19 protein-coding genes and 2 pseudogenes are annotated in these 21,791 nt (G+C 60.4%); 6 read left to right on the top strand and 15 right to left on the bottom strand.

Annotation, left to right across the window (positions count from 1 at the left end):
- The first annotated feature begins 70 nt into the window (after window positions 1-70).
- Window positions 71-1,012: a LysR family transcriptional regulator gene (locus L0U81_RS29065; RefSeq protein ID WP_233810035.1), complete on the top strand. Its 942-nt coding sequence runs from the start codon at window positions 71-73 to the stop codon at window positions 1,010-1,012.
- A gap of 402 nt (window positions 1,013-1,414) precedes the next feature.
- Window positions 1,415-1,840 (top strand): annotated as a pseudogene (locus L0U81_RS29060) (phage integrase N-terminal SAM-like domain-containing protein); the annotation flags it as partial.
- Between the two features lie 870 nt (window positions 1,841-2,710).
- Here the strand turns inward: L0U81_RS29060 and L0U81_RS29055 are convergent.
- The 15 genes and pseudogenes from L0U81_RS29055 to L0U81_RS28985 all read right to left on the bottom strand — a co-directional run bounded on the left by L0U81_RS29055 (window position 2,711) and on the right by L0U81_RS28985 (window position 17,147).
- Window positions 2,711-3,922 (bottom strand): MFS transporter, encoded by a 1,212-nt coding sequence (locus L0U81_RS29055; RefSeq protein WP_233808788.1) that lies wholly within the window; start codon window positions 3,920-3,922, stop codon window positions 2,711-2,713.
- A 106-nt stretch (window positions 3,923-4,028) separates the two neighbouring features.
- Window positions 4,029-4,673, bottom strand: a pseudogene (locus L0U81_RS29050) (CoA-transferase).
- 11 nt (window positions 4,674-4,684) lie between these two features.
- The gene (locus tag L0U81_RS29045; protein ID WP_233808786.1) at window positions 4,685-5,152 is read right to left on the bottom strand and encodes a MarR family winged helix-turn-helix transcriptional regulator; all 468 of its coding nucleotides are present in this window, start codon (window positions 5,150-5,152) and stop codon (window positions 4,685-4,687) included.
- A gap of 164 nt (window positions 5,153-5,316) precedes the next feature.
- Window positions 5,317-5,607, bottom strand: coding sequence for a hypothetical protein (locus L0U81_RS29040; protein ID WP_233808784.1), 291 nt, complete (start codon window positions 5,605-5,607; stop codon window positions 5,317-5,319).
- Window positions 5,608-5,640: 33 nt separating this feature from the next.
- The gene (locus tag L0U81_RS29035) at window positions 5,641-7,359 is read right to left on the bottom strand and encodes a methyl-accepting chemotaxis protein (protein ID WP_233808782.1); all 1,719 of its coding nucleotides are present in this window, start codon (window positions 7,357-7,359) and stop codon (window positions 5,641-5,643) included.
- A 229-nt stretch (window positions 7,360-7,588) separates the two neighbouring features.
- On the bottom strand, window positions 7,589-8,860 hold the full coding sequence (locus L0U81_RS29030) for an NADH:flavin oxidoreductase (protein ID WP_233808780.1): 1,272 nt from the start codon (window positions 8,858-8,860) through the stop codon (window positions 7,589-7,591).
- Between the two features lie 3 nt (window positions 8,861-8,863).
- Window positions 8,864-9,688, bottom strand: coding sequence for an SDR family NAD(P)-dependent oxidoreductase (locus L0U81_RS29025; protein WP_233808778.1), 825 nt, complete (start codon window positions 9,686-9,688; stop codon window positions 8,864-8,866).
- Between the two features lie 7 nt (window positions 9,689-9,695).
- Window positions 9,696-10,040 carry a c-type cytochrome gene (locus L0U81_RS29020; protein WP_233808777.1) on the bottom strand — a complete coding sequence of 115 codons (345 nt, stop codon included), beginning with the start codon at window positions 10,038-10,040 and terminating at the stop codon, window positions 9,696-9,698.
- The gene (locus L0U81_RS29015) at window positions 10,037-11,713 is read right to left on the bottom strand and encodes an FAD-binding oxidoreductase (protein WP_233808775.1); all 1,677 of its coding nucleotides are present in this window, start codon (window positions 11,711-11,713) and stop codon (window positions 10,037-10,039) included. Before L0U81_RS29015 ends, L0U81_RS29020 begins: the two co-directional genes overlap by 4 nt.
- A 4-nt stretch (window positions 11,714-11,717) precedes the next feature.
- Complete coding sequence (locus tag L0U81_RS29010; RefSeq protein WP_233808773.1) at window positions 11,718-12,161, bottom strand: hypothetical protein; 444 nt, start codon at window positions 12,159-12,161, stop codon at window positions 11,718-11,720.
- Window positions 12,151-12,969, bottom strand: coding sequence for an SDR family NAD(P)-dependent oxidoreductase (locus L0U81_RS29005; RefSeq protein ID WP_233808771.1), 819 nt, complete (start codon window positions 12,967-12,969; stop codon window positions 12,151-12,153). The genes L0U81_RS29010 and L0U81_RS29005 overlap by 11 nt, the downstream gene beginning before the upstream one ends.
- A 60-nt stretch (window positions 12,970-13,029) precedes the next feature.
- Window positions 13,030-14,499, bottom strand: a complete 1,470-nt coding sequence (locus L0U81_RS29000) for an NAD-dependent succinate-semialdehyde dehydrogenase (RefSeq protein WP_326489875.1) — start codon at window positions 14,497-14,499, stop codon at window positions 13,030-13,032.
- Between the two features lie 10 nt (window positions 14,500-14,509).
- Entirely contained in the window at window positions 14,510-15,520 is a 1,011-nt protein-coding gene (locus tag L0U81_RS28995) for a dihydrodipicolinate synthase family protein (protein ID WP_233808769.1), read from the bottom strand.
- A gap of 24 nt (window positions 15,521-15,544) precedes the next feature.
- Window positions 15,545-16,549 carry an ornithine cyclodeaminase family protein gene (locus L0U81_RS28990; protein WP_233808767.1) on the bottom strand — a complete coding sequence of 335 codons (1,005 nt, stop codon included), beginning with the start codon at window positions 16,547-16,549 and terminating at the stop codon, window positions 15,545-15,547.
- 64 nt (window positions 16,550-16,613) lie between these two features.
- Window positions 16,614-17,147, bottom strand: coding sequence for a YceI family protein (locus L0U81_RS28985; RefSeq protein WP_233808765.1), 534 nt, complete (start codon window positions 17,145-17,147; stop codon window positions 16,614-16,616).
- 88 nt (window positions 17,148-17,235) lie between these two features.
- On the opposite strand from L0U81_RS28985, the gene L0U81_RS28980 reads away from it, so the two are divergent.
- The 4 genes from L0U81_RS28980 to L0U81_RS28965 all read left to right on the top strand — a co-directional run bounded on the left by L0U81_RS28980 (window position 17,236) and on the right by L0U81_RS28965 (window position 21,784).
- The gene (locus L0U81_RS28980) at window positions 17,236-17,904 is read left to right on the top strand and encodes a FadR/GntR family transcriptional regulator (RefSeq protein ID WP_233808763.1); all 669 of its coding nucleotides are present in this window, start codon (window positions 17,236-17,238) and stop codon (window positions 17,902-17,904) included.
- 110 nt (window positions 17,905-18,014) lie between these two features.
- On the top strand, window positions 18,015-18,944 hold the full coding sequence (locus tag L0U81_RS28975; protein ID WP_233808761.1) for a 3-keto-5-aminohexanoate cleavage protein: 930 nt from the start codon (window positions 18,015-18,017) through the stop codon (window positions 18,942-18,944).
- A 38-nt stretch (window positions 18,945-18,982) separates the two neighbouring features.
- Window positions 18,983-20,095, top strand: coding sequence for an FAD-dependent oxidoreductase (locus L0U81_RS28970; RefSeq protein ID WP_233808759.1), 1,113 nt, complete (start codon window positions 18,983-18,985; stop codon window positions 20,093-20,095).
- A 42-nt stretch (window positions 20,096-20,137) separates the two neighbouring features.
- Window positions 20,138-21,784 carry a DUF1302 domain-containing protein gene (locus tag L0U81_RS28965; RefSeq protein WP_233808757.1) on the top strand — a complete coding sequence of 549 codons (1,647 nt, stop codon included), beginning with the start codon at window positions 20,138-20,140 and terminating at the stop codon, window positions 21,782-21,784.
- Window positions 21,785-21,791: the final 7 nt, after the last annotated feature.

Here is a 21,791-nt window from a genome sequence, read left to right as displayed (position 1 = left end):
GTATCTCGCGCTTGACGACACCTTAGGTCTGCGACGATCATGCGTCAATCCGATGACATTAATAGTTGGGATGCATGCTGTGCATATCCGTGATCTCGATCTCAATCTTCTCGTCGTCTTCGATGCACTGCAGCGCGAGCGCAGCGTCACGCGTGCTGCCGCAGAGGTAGGACTCTCGCAAGGAGCGATGAGTCATGCGCTCAACAGACTGCGGGCCTTTTTCGAAGACCCGCTCTTTGTGAAGACTTCGTCCGGCATGGCCCCAACCGCGAAGGCGGAGCTGATCGGCGGGACGATTGGGCAGATCATGACCGCATTGCAGCAGAACGTCGTCTCACAGGCGCGGTTCGACCCCTCGACGGCACGACGTTCTTTCGTCCTATGCATGACCGACATGGGCGAACTCGTATTTCTGCCACCGCTCATCAAGCGGCTACGCAAGGCTGCACCGCATTGCACGTTGCGATCGATGCAAATCCCCCTTGAGGAGATCGAAGCAACACTGGCTGCGGGTGAAGCGGATCTGGCACTCGGGTCTATGCACGTCGCGCCGGAAAGCCTTTTCCAGCAACAGTTGTTTCTCCATACGTTTGTCACTATGGTCAGCGTGCGCAACAAGGCCGTTGGCAAGACGATCAAGAAGGCGCAGTTCGAGAGCATGCCCCATATTGTGGTCTCGCTTACTGGGCGCGCAAGCGAAGCCTATGACCGAGCGTTCGACGACTACGGCATCAAACGCAACATTTATCTGACAACGCCGCATTTCCTTGCTGTGCCGCATCTGATCGATGCGCACCCAGAACTAATCGCCAATGTCCCGTTGGAATTGGGTAATGTCTTCGCAAAGCTCGGCACCGTGCGGATTGTTCCCCCGCCGATCCCTTTGCCCCCATTCGCACTCCGACAGCATTGGCACCCGCGGTTCCATGACGATCCGGCAAACATTTGGCTGCGACAAATCATCAAGGAGACGTTTGACCGCTATCCCAACTTGCCCGACGCTACGGACTAGCGTATGTATCTAACGAATCTTCCCGGCAACGCTGTTGACGGTTGGAGCGGTCCTACGAATGCGGAAATCACCAACTTGGAATTCGACATGGTGGACGCCAGCTACACACCCAAACTACAGATCCCATACGCCGAATTTGCGTCGCATATCCTGGACGGCCTTCAACCGCTACTTCGTCGAGACCATGAAGAACAGTTGCCACCGATAATTTAAATCCACCACTTTACGACGACGAAGGGACTTCAACTTATTCTCGAAGCTAAAAGACGCGCTTTGCGCGGAAAGCTCCTTCGTCGGCCGCATACCTCGTTGGTCAAGCACATGCACCGGCTACCTCGGTCCATTAAGTTCGGAAACCGCCCGACCAATCCATAGGGCTCAAGACGCGACAGTAGCCTTATCATGATGTGCTCCGATCCCGGAGTCAGCCCGCTGGGGCCGGCGCATGGTTGACGACATGCGCATGCGCAAGTTCGCACCCAAGACCCAGACCGGCTATCTGCGCGCCCTACGGGAGTTCGCCACCTTTCTCGGGCGTTCACCCGATACCGTCACCGTCGAGGACCTGCGGGACAACCAACTGCATCTGGTCGATCACGGTACCTCGCCGGTTTCGCTCAACGCTGCGATCAGCGGGCCAAAGTTCTTCTTCGGAGTCACGCTTAGCCAGCCTGAGCTGACGACGCGGATTCAGCCGGTACGAGTGCCCCGCACCCTCCCGGTGGTACTCAGCCCCGAAGGATGCGGCGGCTGATCGCAGCAGCCCGCAACGTGAAGCGCCAGACCGCGCTGTCAGTCGGCTATCGCGCTGGATTGCGCGCGAGCGAGCGATGAACGAATTGACTTCATCTGACTACGCCGTCGTATTGCGTACCAGTGCGGTAGACGGCAGCGTCGATATCTTCTGCGGTTACTTGAATCGGACCTCCTGAGCCGCAGTCGTTCACAGGTGGCAAGCGCTGGCTTTGCCACGTTTCCGACGCGGTATCGCAAGTTCGGGAATGAAGAGGACGAAATCGCTCCATCCGGGCTGCTTGCGATTCAGTGGACAGCAAGTTGAGCTTTCGGGCCGGCTCGAAGTCAACGGGGCAGACGTATCTCAGCGTTGAATGTCGGCGGCTCGGATGTTAGAAGCGTTGCAGAGCTGTCCACCGTCGCCCCGCTTTTCAAGAGTCTCTGCTCAAGAATCTCGACTCCGGCTTCCACCCAGCGGCAGTACCATGCGCTCTTTGCATCCGCGGCCAATCGCAACTCGCCCTCTAAATACGTCAATACGCGCAGATTGTTAATCGGATGGACTCTATAAGCCGCCTGCCGGGCAAGAGATCCCTCTTACACGCACCCATCAGGGGGCTGGCGGCAGTGCGGGCTCGGGCGTGCTTCTTCCGGATGTTCGATGATCGCAAGCGACTAGCTGGACGCCTCGGTCGCGTCAACCAATGCTGGAACCAGCGCATCGGGATTGACGTCACGAAAGGCCGCGGTCAATTGCTAGCCACCGTTTCGCACGAGGCGAATCGGAAGATAATCGTCTGGCAGGCCCTTCAGGTTCAGTGCATGCAGCTCAGCACGAAACCGCACTGCGACAGCAGCCATACAACTTCAAGAGACCGTTTCCCGCAAAATGGAAGCATCGTCCGTGACACTGAAGCCCGTGAGCAATTACTCGTCGAGCGGTAAAGAGATTCCGTTTGCTATTCATCCGTGAGATTGATCGCGACTGACACGTACCGGTTCCGACAGGTGTGCCAGATGGGCAGCGACAAGCGCCAGTGCCCCGCAGGTCCCGCCCGCTACGCCCAGGCCAATCCAGCCATATCGCCCCGCCACCGTGGCCCCTGCGATTGAGCCAATTGCCCCGCCGACGTAATATGAAATCATGAACACTGTGTTGAGGCGACCGCGCACCTCAGGCTGCAGCCCATACAGCCGTGTCTGATTTGCGATAAGGTTGGCGCGACTGCCCAAGTCAAGACCAATCACGCCGAGAACCAACAAGGCCAAGCAGTACCCCGACGCCGCAATCAGGGAAAAGGCGAGTATGACGAGAGTCGCGGCGATCGAAACAACATTGCGCGCACCCCAATGGTCAGAGAGACGACCAATCTTCGTAGAAGCCAGCATTCCCGCGAGGCCGACGAACCCAAACAAGCCCGTCAGGTCACTACCCCAACCATAGGGTGGCCGCTGCAACATCAAGGCCAACGATCCCCAAAGCACGTTGAGCGCCCCGAACAGCAAAAAGCCAGCAAGACAAGCCTCGCGTAATAAAGGCTGCCTGACGAACAACAGACCAAGCGACACCATCAACTCTGAATACGACATGTCGCTACTCGGCCTGATAGCCGGAAGACACAACCAGACTACGACGAACAGGAGGACGTCAATGACGGCTGCCAAGGCAAACATCGTTCGCCACCCCGCGTGCTCACCAACATAACCGCTAAGGGTACGGGCGAACAGCGTCCCGGCAAACAAGCCACTCATCAGACACCCTACGGTATGGCCACGTTTGGCGGGAGCCACCAGGCCTGATACCGCCGGGATAATGATCTGCGCAGCGACTCCCGTAACCCCGACGAGCATGCTCGCCGCGAGCAACCATGCTAACGAGCTTGCCGTCGCGCTTAGCATCAAGCCAGCAATATTCGCTGGAATCAGGCAAGCAACAAGCCTCCGCTGGTCAAGTCGATCGCTCAACGGACCGAATAGGAGCAGTCCGAGCGCATAGCCGATCTGGGTAAGCATGGTAATTGCCCCCTGGGCGGAGGCACCCGAGCCCACAGCGGCCGCCATCGCGGGTAGTAGCGGTTGACTATAGTAGAGCGTCGCGACGGCGAGCCCGCAGGCAACAGCCAACGCCGCGACGCGAGGACCGGATACTGGCAGAGAGTTCGAGTCTGATGTCACGTTTCAGATGGTATGCATTGGGGCCATCAGCTAGCAAACCCAGCTATCAGGCAAATCCACCGACCTTACCGCCGAGTGGCCTGTAATGAAAAAAACATTTGGACCGTTACACGACCGCGTTTACTTCCAGCTCCGCGCTGGTCTTGCCCTTGATCCCCACTACCGCCACACCCGGTGGCGAGTTCGGCAATCTTCAAACCTTTTCGGTGCCCTCGACTAAGCCGATGTCAGTGATGACCAGGTCCACCACGCACGTGAGCGGCAACGTACACTCCTTGAGTGGCTTGGGCTGGTCGCCTTTTGCGACATGTTCCATGAGCACGACCACCCGAATAACGCCAGCAACGAGGTCCATCGCCCGCCCATGCCCTTGATCATCTTGCCAGGGAAGAGCCAGCGCGCAAGATCGCCCTCTTTGCTCACCTGCAGTACTCCGAGGATCGCAAGGTTGATGTAGCCGCTGCGGATCATCGCGAACGAATCCGCCGACGAAAAAAGGACAAGCCCGGTAGCGTCCTCACCATCTGCTTGCAGGCATGATCATGAAGGCGTACACCTGCTCTTCTATCGGGACCTCGTTGATACCTGGCAGGCCGTTTTCCTGTTGCAGCCATACTTCCATCCCGTCGGGGACGGGATTGGCGACCAGCGTGGGCGTTCCGATGCCGAGACTCACGTAGAAGCCATCCGGCAGCTCCCTGGCTGCGCACGGTCGTTGTTCGACGCGGTTCTCCGGGTCCGCGTTGAGCACGATATGATCCCTCAGCGCCGGACTGCATCATCCAGTCCATTGCAGAGTAGTCGCTTTAGCATTTGAACCAATCTTGATTTTTCTTCTTCTGTGAAGATCGCGAAGAGATGAGCATCAAGTTGCCCAAATGTCGCCGAAAGCTCCTTCGCCAGCCGCATACCTTGTTGAGTCAGGCAGATACACCGGCTCCGTCGGTCCTTCAAGTTGGGAAACCTCTCGACCAATCCGGAGCGGTCAAGACGCGACAGTAGCCTGGACAGCGCCCCTTCATCGTAGTGCAAGTTCCTTGCTAGCTGCATCTGTGTCGTAGCCTGATAGCGCGTCAGATACATAATGAGCTTGGCCTGTGGCCACGATATACCAAAGTCATCGAGCGAAATCCTCTCCTTGATACGGCCAATAGACTTCTCGACATCGCTCAGAAGAAACAGGGAGCTGTAGTACAACGCTGGTCGATTGCTTTCAGCAATGTTCATCATTCGGCTTTCGTTCGCACCCAGCGTACGGCATTGTCTCCATCTGCTCGCCGAAAGTATGAAAATCATCTTCCGTTTTAGAGAAAACAATATTCAAAGACAATTTGTGCATGTCCGCCCGTGGCTCCCCCCCGCCAGTGCATTGACAATGTCGGGATATACCTTGTTCATGGTTCTTCCCCTCGCTTGCTTCGATACTTGTTACCGCACTTCCACCCATCACCAGCAAAGATGGCGGATCCGTTGATGAAATCCGATTCGTCCGCTGCCGCCGGAGTAGGGGCAGCAGACCATCCACGTGGATGCCATGATGGCTCCGTTCCATTGACATCCAGCACCGATGCATGCAGCAAAACCATACACTGTGCGTTCTCAAACCAGCCTTCCGCGATCCATTCCCCAGCCTGCGCCAACATCGAGCGCTTTGTATCGTCATCGACTGGCATGAGCACCTTCATACAAACGGATTTCCGATTTAATGGTTTGTTCAGTCATGGCATTACCGTTGGCGCCCAGTCAGCCTGATATGCCGTGGTCGCACCGCCTTCCGCGGTGCCGACGGCTGGCCGGGAGCATGAACTCTCATGCTCGATCTCGTGGACCGCACTCGCCGGCAACAGACTCTGTAGACCCGCAACCTTGAACACGGCGACAAGTTCGGCAAGCTGTTCCGATTGCTCCTGCAGACTGCTTGCCGCTTGTGCAGTCTCATTGACCAGCGTCGCGTTCTGACGCGTGACGCCCTCTATTTCGGCAGCGGTCTGGTTGATCAGGTCGATGCCGTTGCTTTGGTCCGTGGTCGCCCTGCTGATCTCACGCATGAGATCGGTCACGCGTTGCACGCTTTGCATGATTTGCTGCATGGTCTGTCCGGCTTTGCCGACCAGTTCGCTCCCTGCCTGCACGTGTTCGGCAGAATCCGCAATCAAGTCCTTGATTTCCCTCGCCGCATTTGCGGAGCGTTGCGAGAGATTCCGCACCTCGGTCGCAACCACGGCGAAACCCTTTCCCAGTTCACCGGCACGCGCGGCCTCCACCGCCGCGTTCAATGCCAGAATATTGGTCTGGAACGCAATGCCGTCGATGACCGCAATGATGTCGACGATACGCTCACCCGACGCGCTGATGGATTGCATCTTCCGCTCGACCTCGCTCACGACTTCGTGTCCCTGCTTCGCCACGGCAGACGCGGAAATGGCGAGCGTATCGGCAAGGCTCGCATTCTCGGCCGTCTGGCGTACGGTAGCCGCGAGATCGCCGATCGAGTCGGCAATGGCCTTCAGCGAGGCGGCTTGCTGTTCGGTCCGGATGGCAAGTTCGCGGTTGGCGTTGGCGATGCCGGAGGACGAACCCGCAATGGTTTCGGTGTTCAGGCGCACTTTTCCCACGATGCGTGCGAGGTTGTCCCGCATCGTGGCGACGGCGTGCAGCAAGCTGGAGCGATCGCCGTCCCGCAACGGGACTTCACCAGCGAGGTCGCCGTTGGCAATCTGCCCGGCCACGTCGGCGGTATGGACGGGTTCGCCGCCCAACTGCGCGAGCAGACTGCGCGTAATCAGCATGGAAACCGCAATGCCCGCAATGGTGGCGACGAAACCCATGACGATCATGCCGTTGCGGGCAAATTGCGATGCCTCCCTCGCTTCCTCGGTCGCCTGCTCGTTGTTCTTGTCCTCCAACGCAACCAGCTTGGAGAGCGCTTCCATCCACCTGAGCTGGACCGGCTTCAACTCGATCGCCAGAATGGTGTAAACCTGGTCCATCCCGCCGGCGCGCGCGAGAGCAATGGCCTTGCCGATCAACGGGCGCGCCTCGCTTTCATGCTGCCTGATCTCGGTGAGAATGGCGCGCTCGGTGCCCGAGCGCTCTTGATCGCTGGAAAGCAACGCAAGTAATCGCAGCTCCGTCTCGCCATACCCCCGCGCCTTTGCATCGATGAGGGCAACCTCTTCATCCACTTCCGACGCCGAACCCACCAGCGCAACATCCCGCAATGCGACCATGCGTTCGAACACCGTGTCGCGCATCGCCATCGCCGCACGCGACTTCATGTTGTTGACACCGGTGATCTCGTCCATGCGCGCCTGGTTAGCTGCCATGCGCGCGATCGCGACGACCGTGATTGCAGCCATCAACGCGAGCATCATGGCAAACCCGGTACGCAGCCGCGCGCCTATGGTAAGTTGAAGAAAGGCATTACCGATCTTCATGTCCTCTTCTCCTTTTCCCCTGTTACCGACTGACAGGAGCGTCGCACTTATTCCTGCCGTTGTGGCGTGAGTGCGTCGGTCGTTAAAAGTGGCCCGATAGGTATTACAGGTATTGCTTTAGCACTTTGAGCCTGAAGCGCTCGTCATGCTTCACCAGGCCCCCAAGCTTGGACTTCATCTGTTCAACCTTCGGGTTCAGTTTCATGACGAGGCCGCTGTCGGCGTTGTCTTATTTTTGCTTCATGCGCGCCAGCTTGTCGGCCAAGGTCATTAGCGTCCGATTCCCGGTGGCCCACACGATGGCCTCCTGGGCGAGGCTGGATCGTTTGGCGCGTGGGTCCTCGCGACCCATCTCCGGATTCTTGTGACAGGCGACCGGTAGGTTGAGAATCAGCCGGCGCAGGCAGGAATTCGCATGGTCGCACCACACGACGTCCCGCTCGCGACCCTCGATAACTTTCACGGCGTAGTCAGGGTCAGCCAGCATCTGGCGCGCGAGCATGCTCGCGTCGGCGTGCCCAGCATCGATGGCCTCGGCGGCCTGCTTCGGATCGGGCGTGCTGGAGAGAAACAGCCGGACATCGCGACCGACCGCCTCGCGGAAAGCCTGCGGCTCGCCGTGCGCGAGCATGTTGCCGGAAAGGCTCGTGGCATTCTCGCCCATGGACTCGTAGTTGCCCTCGCTGAGCGAAATGAAATCGACGCCGGCCTTGACGATGTGCGCGGCCACTTCCGCGAAGCCCTCCGGTCCCTGGCCGCCCGGCATGTGGTCATTGACGCTCATGCGGATGCCGACCGGATAGCCGGGGCCGACCTCGGCGCGCACCGCAGCGACCACGTCGCGCAGCGCCCGTGCGCGGTTTTTGGCTGGGCCGCCGTATTCATCTGTACGCTGGTTCGACAGAGGCGAAAAAAACGATGAGTAGAAATAGCACATGTGCGCGCCAATCTCGACGCCGTCGAAGCCGGCCGCCTTCGCGCGGCGCGCTGCAGAAACGACAGTGGCCTCAAGCTCCTTGATCTCGGCAATTGAGGCCTCTTTTGGCAGGGGCGTGACGCGGCCGCCCGGAATATAGAGGTTATCCGGCAGGCTGCCCGCGCCAATGTCCACCGACTTCGGACTGGCCGACGAAATCCAGTTGCCGTTGCGGGGTACACCCATCCGGCCGAAGCTCGGGAACAACTGCGCGAAGACCGGCGTGCCGGACGCATGCACGGCGTCCGTCAACCGCCTGAGATCGGGAACGAACTCGTCCTTGTCGAAACGCACGTTCGGAGAGAACGGTGATTCGTTCCACGCGCGCTCGCTCGCCACGGAACCGCCCACGATGATCAGTCCTACCCCACCCCTTGCTCGCCGAGTCAAGAACGCGATGGTCTGCTCGCTCGGCCGGCCGTCTTCGGTCGGACGCAGCACGGCCATCGGCCCGAGGATGATGCGGTTCCTGATTTCCAGGTTGTTGATCTTGAAGGGGCTCGCAAGGACATTGGTCGTTGTCATGACTCAGCTCCTTCCCATCATCGCGCCGACCTTGCTGGTAGCACCGCCGTCGATCGGAAGATTGACCCCGGTAATGAAGGTCGATTCGTCGGAAGCCAGGAACAAGCCCGCGTAGGCGATGTCCAGCGGATAGCCGTGCCTGTCGAGCGACGGCGTGCTGTCGAACAGCTTGCGGAAATACGGGCTTTCGTCATAGGGACGCTGCAATGCGGGGCCCATGATGGGGCCGGGCGAAATGCAGTTCACACGGACCCAGTGTGGCGCGCCTTCTAGCGACAACTGCCGGGTCAGTGCGATGACGCCGCCCTTGCCCGCCGCGTGCGCGGTGGTGCCCAGGCCCTCTGCGGCCAGCATGCCGGCGCAGGAAGCAATGTTGATGATCGAGCCACTCTTCTGGTTGGTCATGATCGGCCAGACGGCCTTGGTCGGCAGGTAGATGACGTCCAGTTCGAGCCGGATGGTTTCCTTCCACTGTTCGAAAGACATCTGGTCGAACGGCGCCATGTGCACTCCCGCGCCGTTGTTGTAAAGCACGTCGATGCGGCCGTGCCTTTGCATCACGCCGTCGATCCAGCTGTTCGCCTGCTCCGGCGAGGACGCGTCCACCGTGGCGATGTCGATCTTTAAGCCGCGCTGCTCCGCGAGGGCGCGTGTCTGTTCCAGTGTGGCCGGGTTGATGTCGCTCGCGCATACCTTGGCGCCCGCCTCGGCGAACAGCAGCGACACGACCTGGCCCTGGCCGCCGCCTGCTCCCGTCACCAACGCCACCTTGTCTTGCAGGCGGCCCCCGCATGGACCCCTGCTGATTTTGTCTGCGTAGTTCGTCATGATTTCGTTACTTTTTCTGATGGCTGAGATAATCGGCCAGTGCGGCCAGATCGGCGTCGCTGACTTCGGTCTTGCGGAAAGCCGGCATGATCAGCACGCCATTGCGCACGAAATAGCGGATGAAGTCCGGATTCAGGTCCGTGCGTTCTTCCAGCGCCGCGGGGATGCTGCCGCGGTACTTGGCCGCCAGCGACGCGGTGCCGGGCATGCGGTCGCCCACGCCGTGGCAGGAAACGCACCACTGGTCGAAAACATGCCTGCCTCGGTCCAAGGTCGCACCGTCGTCGGCCATGGCGGAACTAGCCCAAGTCACCATCGCCGCCAGCAATATCGTGTCGAGCTTCTTCATCATTTCGCGCTCTTCCGCAGGTTTTTCGGCCAGATGCCATAACGGCCCGGAGACAGGATGCCGTTCGGGTCGATGGCGTCCTTGATTATTTCGTGCAGGCGCAGCAGGCTGTTGTTGTTGAACGAATACAGACCCATGGCCTGATCCTGGAACTCCGGATGGCAGCGGTATTCGCCCCAGCCATGCTGAGCGCCGATGTCGAGCAGCGTGCGGTAGGCCTTGACGATGGACTTGTTCAATTCCTTGTCGTCGGTAATCGGGAAGCCGACGATGAACAGGAAATTGCGTTCGTAGAACGGCGCGGGCAACGCGAACGGCCTGAGGTTCCAGATCGGCACTTTCTGCAACGCGGGAATGGTGCGGGCGGCTTCGTCGAACACGCGGTTGGCTTCGAGGATGCCGTCCGCGGATTGCGGAATGACAGGCGAGAACCACATGTGGCCGCGCATCGGATTCGGGTTGCCGCCCGCGCGCGTGCCCATGCCGAAGAAATCCATGTTCGGCACGCCCACGTCCTGCGGGTAAACCGTCCACTCATCGGCGGCCTTGCGCGGATCGGTCTGGATCGGACCATCCCGGAAGGCGGCATTCTTGATGGACTTGCTCGCCAGCTCCTTCACGGCTTCCCACTGCGCCGCCACCACCTTCGACGGGCCGTAGAACTTCAGGCTCAAGCCCCAGTACGGAATCTTGTTGTCCGCCCCGTACCTCGCCAATTCATCGGAATAACCGACCCTGGATTGGGCGACGAGATCGGCCTGCAGCTTCGGCAACTGCGGCGGCCCCTTGTAGAAAGCTTCGACAAGGTTTTTGGTCTTGTTGCTGATGCCAAGCAAGGGGCTGAGCAACTCCGGCGTACCGGGAGCCAGGCCGGTGTTCTCGGCATACTTGAGCAATTCGACCAGCGGATGCAAATCCTCATAACGCGGGGCGAAAATCATGCCCTCCATGAAGGCTTCCGGCGCGGGCATCAGCCACATGCCGATCTTGGTGACAACACCGAAATTGGATTGCGAAAAAATGCCGTCCACCACCGGCCCCATGCCGTGCCGGTACTGCGCCCAGGTCGTGGACCCGGGCAGCGCTCCCATGCCGGTGCGCACCAACTCGCCATTGGCCAGCACCACTTCCATGCCGCAATGTGCGTCGAAGTGATTGCGAAAGCGCGACAGGGTGTGCCCGACTCCGTGGTCCAGCGCGTTGCCCATCACGCTGCCCCAGCCCGGGTCTGCCACATCCAGCCATAGCTTCAGGCCTTTTTCACGAATGTGGTTGTACAAATCGAAATAGCTCACGCCGGGTTCGACGATGGCGTAGGCATTGCTCTCGTTGACCTCGATGATGCGATTCATGCGCTTGAGGTCGAGCACCACGCTGCCGGAGTGGTTCGGCGCCGAACCGCCGTAGCCGAGGTTCTTGCCGGTGGAGATGGCGTACAGCGGAATCCTGTACCTGTTGGCGATGCGCACCACAGCCTGCACTTCCTCGACCGAGGCTGGGGCGACGGCGGCCGAAGCGCTGCGGTCTTCCGGTATGTCGCGCAACGGCGAATAGGCGTCCTTGTACGGGAACAGGTCCTCGTCGCTGGTGAGCACCCAATCTTTGCCGACGACCTGGGTGAATTCCTGCAGCGCGGTGACGAAGACTTGGGGAGATACGTTCGGTGGGGTTCTCATGGCGTCACGCGATGATCCAGGAAACAAGGTTGTCGGGGTGACCGTCGTTGTCGGCCAACGGAGTCAGTGCATGGGTGCGCAGCGCGTGACTGCGTGCTTGCTCGGCGAGGCACTGCCACACCGCGCGCGTGGTCAGCCCGGCGACGGCGCCTTCGCCCTGTTGCCATAGCGGTTGCAAGTGCTCCTGCCAAAGGCGGGTCAGGCCGTCGGTGACGTCGAGCGTCTTGCCGCTCTGCCCTGCCAACGCCCTCGCGTGCGCGAGAGTTTGCGGATAACGACTGTCCGTGACGATGTAGCGGATGTCGAAAAGACTGGGCCCTTGCGCCGACGCGGACGTTGCAGCGGGAACGGAAAACAGCGAAGGATGCGTAACTGCAGCCAGCGCCGCGGCACTGCCGGTGGCGATGAGCAGTGAGCGGCGGGTGATCCGGATATCCTCAATACCCATGCTCATCTCCGAAAAACTCGCGATAGGCTGAAAGACCCGGAATGTGGATCGACACGCCGCCATCGGCAACAAGCGTTTGCCCGGTGATGTTGCGTGCTGCATCCGAGGCCAGGAAGGCCACAGCTTCGGCGATGTCTTCCGGTGCGCCGATGCGGTCACGCGGGGTTTCATCCAACACCAGCTTGAGCATCGCCGCAGGAAAATCCTTGGCCACGGTTTCGGTCACCACCAGGCCCGGCGCGACCGCGTTGCAGCGCACGCCTTTGCGCCCGTACGCCGTGGCCACGGCACGCGTCATCTGCATCATCGCGGCCTTGGTCGCGCTGTAGGCATGAAAGCGGATGTTGCCCTGCAAAGCCATGCCTGACACGGTGTTGACGATGGCGCCATTACCGCTCTTGATGAGGTGCGGCAGCGCTTCGCGGGTCACGATCATGGTGCCGCGGCAATTGGTTTTGAAGAAGGTGTCCCAGGTTTCGGTCTCCATTTCGCCGATGCCGTTATCGGCCGCGACCAGTTGCTGGCCGACGGCTGTCGCATTGTTGTGCAGGATGTCGAGGCGGCCGAAATGTCCGACCGCGCGCGCGACCACAGCCTTGATCGAGGCCTCGTCGGTTAGATCCATACCGAATGCAATCGCGGCATTGCCGTACTTGACGGCAACCGCTTGCGCACGGTCCAGTGCGATGTCCGCGATGACGACGCGCGCGCCACGGCCGATCATCAGTTCGATGGTCGCCTGGCCAATACCGCCCGCCCCGCCAGTGACAATGGCGACCTTGCCCTCAAGGCGTAGAGCCTCGTACATGTGTTGTCTCCTTGTTTTTGTTGTTATTGTTATTCATATATAAACGAGTCGTATCGTATATTAAATCCCGCCAAGTGCGACGTACTTGATCTCCAGATAATCGTCGACGCCGTACTTGGAGCCCTCACGCCCCAGACCTGAAGTCTTGACGCCGCCGAACGGAGCTACCTCGGTCGAGATCATGCCCTCGTTGACGCCGACCATGCCGAACTCAAGCTCTTCTACGACGCGGAAAATCCGGCCAACGTCGCGCGCATAGATATAAGAGGCCAGGCCAAATGGGGTGTCGTTAGCCAGCGAGATCGCTTCCGCCTCGGTCTCGAAGCGGAACAGCGGCGCGACCGGGCCGAACGTTTCCTCGGAGAAGATCAGAGCGTCGCGCGGCACGTCGGCCAACACGGTGGGCTCGAAGAAGAAACCGCCCAGTTTGTGCCGCTTGCCGCCGGCGACGACGCGGGCACCTTTGGCGACGGCGTCGCTGATGTGTTCCTCGACCTTGAGCACCGCGTCCTCGTTTATCAGCGGCCCTTGCACTACGCCCTCTTCCATACCGTTGCCGACCTTCAGCGCAGCCGTGGCCTCAGCCAGCTTCTTTGCGAAAGTCTCGTAGATGCCGGACTGCACCAGCAAGCGGTTGGCCGCAACGCATGCCTGCCCGGCGTTGCGGTATTTGGCGGCCAGCGCGCCTTTCACGGCGGCGTCCACGTCGGCGTCGTCGAACACGATGAAAGGCGCGTTACCGCCCAGCTCCATGCTTGTCTTCTTGATGGTCGGCGCGCATTGAGCCAGCAACTGCGCCCCCACCTCGGTGGAGCCGGTGAACGACAATTTCCGCACGACAGGATTGGCGGTCAGTTCGCCGCCGATGGCGCGGGCCGAACCGGTGACTACGTTACATACGCCCGGCGGCAAGCCAGCGCGCTCCGCTAGCACGGCCAGCGCCAAGGCTGAAAGCGGTGTCTGGCTGGCGGGCTTGATGACACCGGTGCAGCCTACGGCCCAGCCTGGGCCAGCCTTGCGCGTGATCATCGCAGAAGGGAAATTCCACGGTGTGATCGCCGCAAACACGCCGATCGGCGTCTTCTGCGCCAGGATGCGGCGGCCATCGACGTTTTGCGGAATGATGTCGCCGTAGACGCGGCGCGCTTCTTCCGAGAACCACTCGATGAATCCAGCGGCGTAGAGAATTTCACCGCGCGATTCGACCAGCGGCTTGCCCTGTTCCGCGGTCATGATGACGGCCAGGTCCTCGATATGCTCATGCATCAGTTCGTAGAGCTTGCGCAGTACCTTCGCGCGCTCCTTTGGCAAGGTCTTGCGCCAACCACGCATCGCGCGCTCGGCCGCGTCGATGGCACGCCTGGTTTCGGCTGCGCCACCGTTAGGCACGCGCGCCACCAGGTCGCCGGTGGCAGGGTTGACGATATCGATGGTCTGGCCGCTGTCGGACTGCACCCACTTACCGTCGATCAGCATGGCCTGGCGCAGCAGGTCCGGATCCTTCAGGGGCAGTTTTTTTACGTCACTCATGAGCTACACCTCAGACTGGGTTGCGACCGATGAAGAATTCCTCGTCCGGCGAACTGGTCGGGTTCAGGCCGGCCGCTTGCGTGGCGTTTCGCAGGAGTGCCATATCCTTGCCATGCACGCGCGCAGTCGGATGACGAATCGGGCCACCGTTGTAGCCCTGCAGCCAGCTCTGGTATTTCCACAGCAGACGGTTCGATAAGCCTTGACCGCCGAAGCCGAGCGTAGACACGGCGCGACGCATTGGCTCAAGCTTGTAGTACAGCTCAGTGGCCTCGTCGAACTTGCCTTCGCGAATCAGCTTGTGCGCGCGCGGAATCCACGGACCGAAGAAAGCGCTGTAATTCGTCCCGCAAAACGGGATATCGAGGACCTGCGCCAGCGGGATGTATTCGTATTCCAGCGGCGAGGAGATCACCACTTCCTTGTGGAAATGGCGATGCACTTCAATAGCCGACATGAAGTACGGCATGCCACCTTCGGCTTTGATTGCCACCACGTTAGGGCAGTTGTCGACGAGCTTGCGGAGCACCGCCACCGGAATGTCTGCTGGATGAAGGCGACCGAAGCCCCAGGTCGGCACCGGGAAGATGATCACGCCGAGGTTGGTCGCGTCGCAGACAGCCTTGCTGTATTCGTACACTTCATCCAGCGATTTCGGGTAGAAGTGCGGCGGGTAGCCAAGTAGCACCAGATCGGCACCATTGGCTTCGGCGCGTTTGACCGCTGCAATGTTGTCTTCAAGGGTGTTGAAGACCGCGTGGTGCACGACCAGGAATTTGCCCTTGGCCTCGTCGACCATGATTTGCTGGAACTGGTCATGCTCTTCTAGCGATAGCGGCACTTCGGATACTGCCAATGAGCCGATGAACCCGTGCTCGATGGACAGGCGCACGTCGTGACGGATCGCCTTCTCATTGATGCGCGTGAAGTCATTGGTCATCGTCGGAATCGTGACGTTTGCGACGCCGACAAGGGTTTGTCGTGCCCACTCGCGGGCTTCCTTCCTGGTGTAACTGGCCATGATGCGTGTTCTCCTTGGTAGCGGTCAGATGCTCTTGTTTTCGAATTCGATGGGCAGGCTCATTGCCAAACCCTTTTCCAGCGCGCGGGTCAGGATGAGTTCGGCGACCACAATGTCCTGCAGGCCGCCGCCGACCGACTTGAACATGCGCCTTCGTGCGCCCCGCAGTTGATCTTCGAGCTTGCCGCTCATTAGGTCGACGATGCTGAAAGACTTGTCGTGGAAGGCGATGCCAGCATCCCTGGCGGCGAGCATGTCGCCGGTTTCCTCCAGAACTTCTTCCAGCATGTCGCACACGATGATGTCGCTGCAGTTCACGACCGACGCATCGATCTCACGTTGCGATGGCACGGTGGAACCGATGGAAACAATGGTTGCATCGGGCTTGAGCCAGTCGCCATATAGGATGGGGAGCTCGCCGCGGGAACGGGCCGCGCACAACACGAGGCCGGCACCATCCACGGCCTCCTGGCCTGAGGCAACGCCGCGTGCCGGCACGCCGAGGTCGCGTGTCACCGCGTCAGCGAACGCGGCGCGCTTCTCGGGCGTGGGACTGAACACCACTACTTCAGTCAGCTCGCGTACGCTGGCGATGGCGCGCACGTGCATCGAGGCCTCGAGCCCGCTGCCCAGCACGGCAAGGCGTGCTGGGCCTTGGGGTGCCAGTCGATCGAGCGCCGCGGCCGAAGTGGCCGCGGTGCGAAACCCCGTCACCAGCGCGCCATCGACGAAGCCCGCAATCCGGCTTGTCTCGCGGTCGAAAAGGATGATCACGTATTCCACAGCGGGCTTGGCGCTGCCCATCGCCGCGCCCATAACTTTGGCGCCGTAGTAACGCCCCTCTACCGGTACGGCCGACAACGTGCGCAACCAGGTCTTGCCGACGGCGGCCACGCTGCGAGCCGGCGTGGATTGGGGCGGAATGGGTTGGGAATAGGCGGCCTGCAGGGCGCGGATGGCGTCCATCCAAACAAATACGGACCGTGCCGTATCGTTTGAGACAAAAAAAGGGGAATGAGTTGTGCTCATGATGATGATGAAACTCGTGGAGGTCAGGCCAGATTAACTGGCACATTTGAGTACGTCAATTGTTTTATTGATTTGCATCATTTGCTACGGTTAGCTCCGTCGCAATTTTCAACTGCACACCATCCGACAGTGCCATGGGAAAGGCGCCCATACCGTACGCGCTACGACTGATGGTGGCAGCCGCCTCAAATCCGACCACGGGCATCTGAGTCCAAGGATTGACTGCGCGCCCCGTCAACGTGGCATCGAACGTCACCGGCAGCGTTACCCCACGAAGAGACAATTCCCCCTCTATCACATAGCGATCATTCCCGTCTCGCCGCACAATGCGTGACACAAACACGGCCGTGGGATGCGTGTGCACGTCGAACCAGTCGGCTCCGCGCAGGTGCTCGTCGCGCATTTCCAGAGCCGTATCTATCGAAGCCGTCTCGACCTCGAACGTCACACTGGAATCCTCAATATTCTGATCGGCGAACCACAATTGCACTACAAAGCGCTTGAACACGCCTGGCGTGCGAGTCAGCCCTAAGTGCCGCACCGAGAAGCCAATGTGGGTGTGCGCGGGGTCGACTGCCCACGCGGTAGGATTGGTCATTGGATCGTTCCTTTGATGAGAAAAATATGAATCAAGTCGGCGTGAATTATGTATCATTTACCGACATAGAACGCATCAATATTTCATCATGAACCTGATTGACGACGACGTTTCCCGGTTGCGCGCCTATATCGAGACCCGCGCCAGCAATGAAGACGATTTACGACTGCCGCCGGAGCCCAGACTGTGCGAAGCCTTGGGAATATCGCGGGGGCGGCTCCGCACGGTGCTCAAGCGACTGGAAAGCGAAGGCCTGATCTGGCGCCACGTCGGCAAAGGCACCTTCATCGGCCCGCGCCAGATCCGGGCGGACGACGCTAGCCTGTCGGCCGCAATCAGCATCGACGACCTCCTGGACGCTCGCCTGGTGCTGGAACCTCAACTGGCCGCGCAGGCAGCCATCCACGCCACCCCAGCTGACATCGCGGCGCTCGAACAGTGCCTTGCAGAGATGCAAACTGCGAAGCCTTTCATACACTGGAAGCGCCTGGATGAGCGCCTGCACAACACCATCGCCGAAGCCACGCACAATGCCCTGCTACTGATGCTGTACGGCACTATGCGCACCCAGATGCGCGTCAACCTGGACTCCCGCATCGAGGCGGTTTACTCCCCCATGACCGAGCCGCGCCAAGACACTGACGACGAGCATCGCAAGTTGATAGATGCCATTCGCGCGCATAACCCCGACCACGCGGAGCAGGCCATGCGTGAACATTTGCGCTCCGTCCGTGTCCGGCTGTTCGGCCAACGCTGACACCTATTCCTGCCCTCCCCTGAAAATATCAGCGTGAAATCCAATTGACCTGCTTGGCTGTTTATGAAACGATACGGCTCGGAAACTATTAGCAAGAACCGGAGACAACGATGAAGAAGGTCATCATCACCTGCGCCATCACGGGTGGCGCCCACACCCCGTCGATGTCGCCGCATCTGCCGGTGACGCCCGACGAAATCGCCCAGCACTCCATCGAAGCCGTCGAAGCCGGCGCGGCCATCGTTCACCTGCACGCGCGCGACCCCATTACCGGAAAACCCAGCGGCAGCCCCGATCTCTTCCGCCAATTCGTTGGCAAGATCAAGGACTCCACCGACGCGGTCATCAATATCTCCACTGGTGGTGGCGGCCCCAGCATGCCCATCGCCGAACGCGCCGAGGCCGGCCGCGCGCTCAAACCAGAGATGTGCTCGCTCAATATGGGCTCGATCAACCTGGTCCTCTCCGAAATGGCGCAAAGAGATCGACCCTGGAAGCACGACTGGGAAAAGCCCTTTCTGGAATCCACGCGCGGAATGATATTTCGCAACACTTATGAGGACATCGAATGGATCCTCGCCAACATCGGCGAGACGGGTGGCACCCGATTCGAGTTCGAATGCTATGACGTCGGCCACCTGTACACGCTGGCGTACTTCTTGGAACGCGGCCTAATAAAGCCGCCGCTGTTCGTTCAGAGCGTGTTCGGCCTGCGTGGCGCGCAAGGCGCCCACCCCGAAGACCTGATGCACCAGAAACGCACGGCCGACCGCTTGTTCGGCAACGACTACCACTGGTCCATTCTCGCCGCGGGCAAGAGCCAGATGCCGCTAGCAACCATGTCGGCGATTCTCGGCGGCAACGTGCGTGTCGGCCTGGAGGACAGCCTCTACATCGGCCGGGGCGAACTGGCGCAGTCCAACGCCGAGCAGGTCCGCAAGATCCGCAACATCCTGACCGAGCTAGGCCTGGAGATCGCCAAGCCCGACGAAGTGCGGCAGTTACTGCAGCTTAAAGGCAAGAACGAAGTCGCCTTCTAAGCCATCTTCCAATCAAAAAACTACTGGAGACAGGAATCATGTCAGACGTGAAAAGCGTCCTGATCGTGGGCGCCGGCATCGGCGGCGCCATGACCGCCTATACCCTGGCTCGCGCCGGGATCAAGACGCACTGCGTGGATATCGCGCCAAAAAGCTCGGTCGCCGGCACAGGCATCTGCCTGTTGCACAACACTATGCGTGCGATGAGCCAAGTCGAGCTGGCGGAGTCCTGCCTAGCATACGGGCAGCAAATCGATCATTTCCGTCAGTTCGATGCCACCGGCAACCAGATCAGCGAGAACCCAACGCCCCCCGGTATCGGCATCAAGCGTCCTGACCTGGCGTATGTGCTCGAGAGCGCCGCCGTCGAAGCCGGCGCGAAGATCGAATATGGCACCACCGTGACCGAGCTAGAAGACCTGGGCGACCGCGTCAAGGTCACCTTGAGCAACGGTGCGCTCGGTGAATACGACGTCGTGGTGGGGGCCGACGGCGCCTATTCCAGGATCCGCCATAAGGTGTTCGGTGCCCAGTACGACGCCGAGTTTGTCGGCCAGAGCTGCTGGCGCTTCTCGGCGCCCCGCCTACCTGAGCACGACGGTTTCTGGCTGTTCCGCCACAAGGGCGCTGGTGTCGGCGCAATCCCGACGTCCACAGACGGTTGCTATCTGTTCATCCTGGAAAACAGCGACAAGCCGCTGCACATGCCGGAGGACAAGCTGGACGTGCTGCTGAAGGACCGTCTGGCCGACTACACCGCGCCACTCATTCGCCAGGCGGTCGAGCAACTGACCCAACCCAAGCAGGTCCTGTTCCGCCCCTTTGACGCCCGCTTGATGCCCGGCCCATGGTGGCATAAGGGCCGCGTGGTGCTGTTGGGCGACGCCGCACACTCGCCGACGCCCCAACTGACCTCGGGCGGCGGCATGGCTATCGAAGACGCCGTGGTGCTTGCTGAGTGCCTAGGCGCCCCGGGCACGGCCGCGCAGGCACTTGAGGCCTACAGCAACCGCCGCATCCCGCGCGTCAAACGCGTCTGGGAGGCGTCGTTCCAGATTTCCCGTTGGGAACGCGAAGACCCGGTCGGCAACGCGCAGAGAACCGCATCGTTGCTGTTGGACACTTACAAATTTCTCGGCGAGCCAATTTAGGACACCAAAACACACAACACAACGCGGGAGAGGAGACAAACGGTGGAACACTGCAAGAAACCCAATCATCGCATGAGCATGCTGGCATTGGCGGCGGCGGTCTGCGCCACTCCCCAGGCGCATGCTTTCGATATCAACACTGGCAATGACGATCTTTCCGTCCGCTGGGACAACACGCTGAAATACAGCAATGCCTTCCGCGTGGAAGGTCAGAGCAACTCGCTGCTCACTGGCAACGCATTCTCCGCCAATACGGATGATGGCAATCGCAACTTCAACCCGGGTCTGATCTCCAACCGCGTGGACTGGCTGAGCGAACTCGATGTGGTCTATGCCCAGCGTTATGGCTTCCGCGTCAGCGGCGCGGCCTGGTACGACAGCGTCTACAACACGTATAACGACAACAACTCTCCGGGTACCGCCAACCGCTTCTCTGGCGCCTATAACACCTTCAACCCCACGACCCGCACCCTGGAAGGCCGCGACGTTGAGTTGCTGGACGCCTTCGTATTCGGCGGATTCGACATTGGCAGCACGCGCCTGAACGTGCGCGCCGGCCAGCACTCGGTACTGTGGGGCGAAAGTCTGTTCTTCGGCAGCAACGCCATCGCCGGTACCATGGCCCCCGTCGACGTCATCAAGCTGGCCTCCGTGCCCAGCACACAGTTTAAGGAAGCCATACTGCCCGTGCCGCAACTATCGGCGCAGTGGCAACTAACCCCCGCCGTTTCGGTGGGGGCCTTCTACCAGTTCACCTGGGAAGCCAACCGCCTGCCCCCAGCCGGTAGCTATTTCTCTGGCCTGGATTTCATGCCCGCGGGTGGCGAAGGCATGTACATTCCCGGCGCTCCCAACCCGTTGCTTCGGGGCCAGGACCAGGACGCGAAGAACAGCGGCCAGGGCGGCCTGGAACTGCGCTTCTCGGCGCTTGAAACCGACTTCGGCCTGTACTTCGTACGCTTCAACGACAAGAGCCCGCAGGTAGTCAATGACATCGGGCTCGGCGGCGTGCCAACCAACTACCACCTGGTCTACCAGCAGGGCATCACCGCGTTGGGCGCCAGTGCCTCGCACACCTTCGGCGACATCCAGTTGGCAATCGAGGCATCGATCCGCAATAACCAGGATCTGGCCTCCTCCGGCGCCAATGACGTGTCGGCGCTGACCGGCACGGCGGCCAACAACAACAGCGGCAACCCCGCCTATGCCGTGGGGCGCACCGCGCACATGAACGCCAGTACGCTCTGGACCCTGCCTTCATCGCCTCTCGCCCGTGAAGCCTCGCTGACCGCCGAAGTCATGTGGAACCGCGTGCTGTCGGTGACGAAGAATCCCCAGGCGCTCGATCCCAACTCCACGCGCGACGCCTGGGCATTCCGCATGGTGCTGGAGCCAACCTACCGACAGGTGCTGCCGGGCCTGGACATCAGCGTGCCCCTTGGCCTCGGCTGGAGCCCCCGCGGCTCACGTTCGCAAGCCTTGGGCCCCTCGCTGCCCGCAACAAACGGCGGCGACATGACCATCGGCGTGAACGGCACCTACCTCGACCAGTGGCACTTCAGCCTGGCCTACACGCACTTCTACGGGCCAGCCGCCAATGAGATGACCGGCTTCCCCCCGACCTTCACCTACGGACAGTTCATGAAGGATCGTGACTTCGTCTCGTTGTCCGTTAGCACTACTTTCTGATCCAAAA

It is taken from the genome of Paraburkholderia sp. HP33-1 (assembly GCF_021390595.1).
GTDB lineage: Bacteria > Pseudomonadota > Gammaproteobacteria > Burkholderiales > Burkholderiaceae > Paraburkholderia.
Note: the sequence above shows the minus strand (reverse complement) of the source record. Positions and strands in the feature narration are given on the sequence as shown.

Bases quoted from the DNA above. Each gene is read 5' to 3' on its own strand.
- L0U81_RS29065 (WP_233810035.1), top strand. From the start codon at position 71: ATGCATGCTGTGCATATCCGTGATCTCGATCTCAATCTTCTCGTCGTC.
- L0U81_RS29045 (WP_233808786.1), bottom strand. From the start codon at position 5,152: ATGATGAACATTGCTGAAAGCAATCGACCAGCGTTGTACTACAGCTCC.
- L0U81_RS29040 (WP_233808784.1), bottom strand. From the start codon at position 5,607: ATGAAGGTGCTCATGCCAGTCGATGACGATACAAAGCGCTCGATGTTG.
- L0U81_RS29035 (WP_233808782.1), bottom strand. From the start codon at position 7,359: ATGAAGATCGGTAATGCCTTTCTTCAACTTACCATAGGCGCGCGGCTG.
- L0U81_RS29030 (WP_233808780.1), bottom strand. From the start codon at position 8,860: ATGACAACGACCAATGTCCTTGCGAGCCCCTTCAAGATCAACAACCTG.
- L0U81_RS29025 (WP_233808778.1), bottom strand. From the start codon at position 9,688: ATGACGAACTACGCAGACAAAATCAGCAGGGGTCCATGCGGGGGCCGC.
- L0U81_RS29020 (WP_233808777.1), bottom strand. From the start codon at position 10,040: ATGATGAAGAAGCTCGACACGATATTGCTGGCGGCGATGGTGACTTGG.
- L0U81_RS29015 (WP_233808775.1), bottom strand. From the start codon at position 11,713: ATGAGAACCCCACCGAACGTATCTCCCCAAGTCTTCGTCACCGCGCTG.
- L0U81_RS29010 (WP_233808773.1), bottom strand. From the start codon at position 12,161: ATGGGTATTGAGGATATCCGGATCACCCGCCGCTCACTGCTCATCGCC.
- L0U81_RS29005 (WP_233808771.1), bottom strand. From the start codon at position 12,969: ATGTACGAGGCTCTACGCCTTGAGGGCAAGGTCGCCATTGTCACTGGC.
- L0U81_RS29000 (WP_326489875.1), bottom strand. From the start codon at position 14,499: ATGAGTGACGTAAAAAAACTGCCCCTGAAGGATCCGGACCTGCTGCGC.
- L0U81_RS28995 (WP_233808769.1), bottom strand. From the start codon at position 15,520: ATGGCCAGTTACACCAGGAAGGAAGCCCGCGAGTGGGCACGACAAACC.
- L0U81_RS28990 (WP_233808767.1), bottom strand. From the start codon at position 16,549: ATGAGCACAACTCATTCCCCTTTTTTTGTCTCAAACGATACGGCACGG.
- L0U81_RS28985 (WP_233808765.1), bottom strand. From the start codon at position 17,147: ATGACCAATCCTACCGCGTGGGCAGTCGACCCCGCGCACACCCACATT.
- L0U81_RS28980 (WP_233808763.1), top strand. From the start codon at position 17,236: ATGAACCTGATTGACGACGACGTTTCCCGGTTGCGCGCCTATATCGAG.
- L0U81_RS28975 (WP_233808761.1), top strand. From the start codon at position 18,015: ATGAAGAAGGTCATCATCACCTGCGCCATCACGGGTGGCGCCCACACC.
- L0U81_RS28970 (WP_233808759.1), top strand. From the start codon at position 18,983: ATGTCAGACGTGAAAAGCGTCCTGATCGTGGGCGCCGGCATCGGCGGC.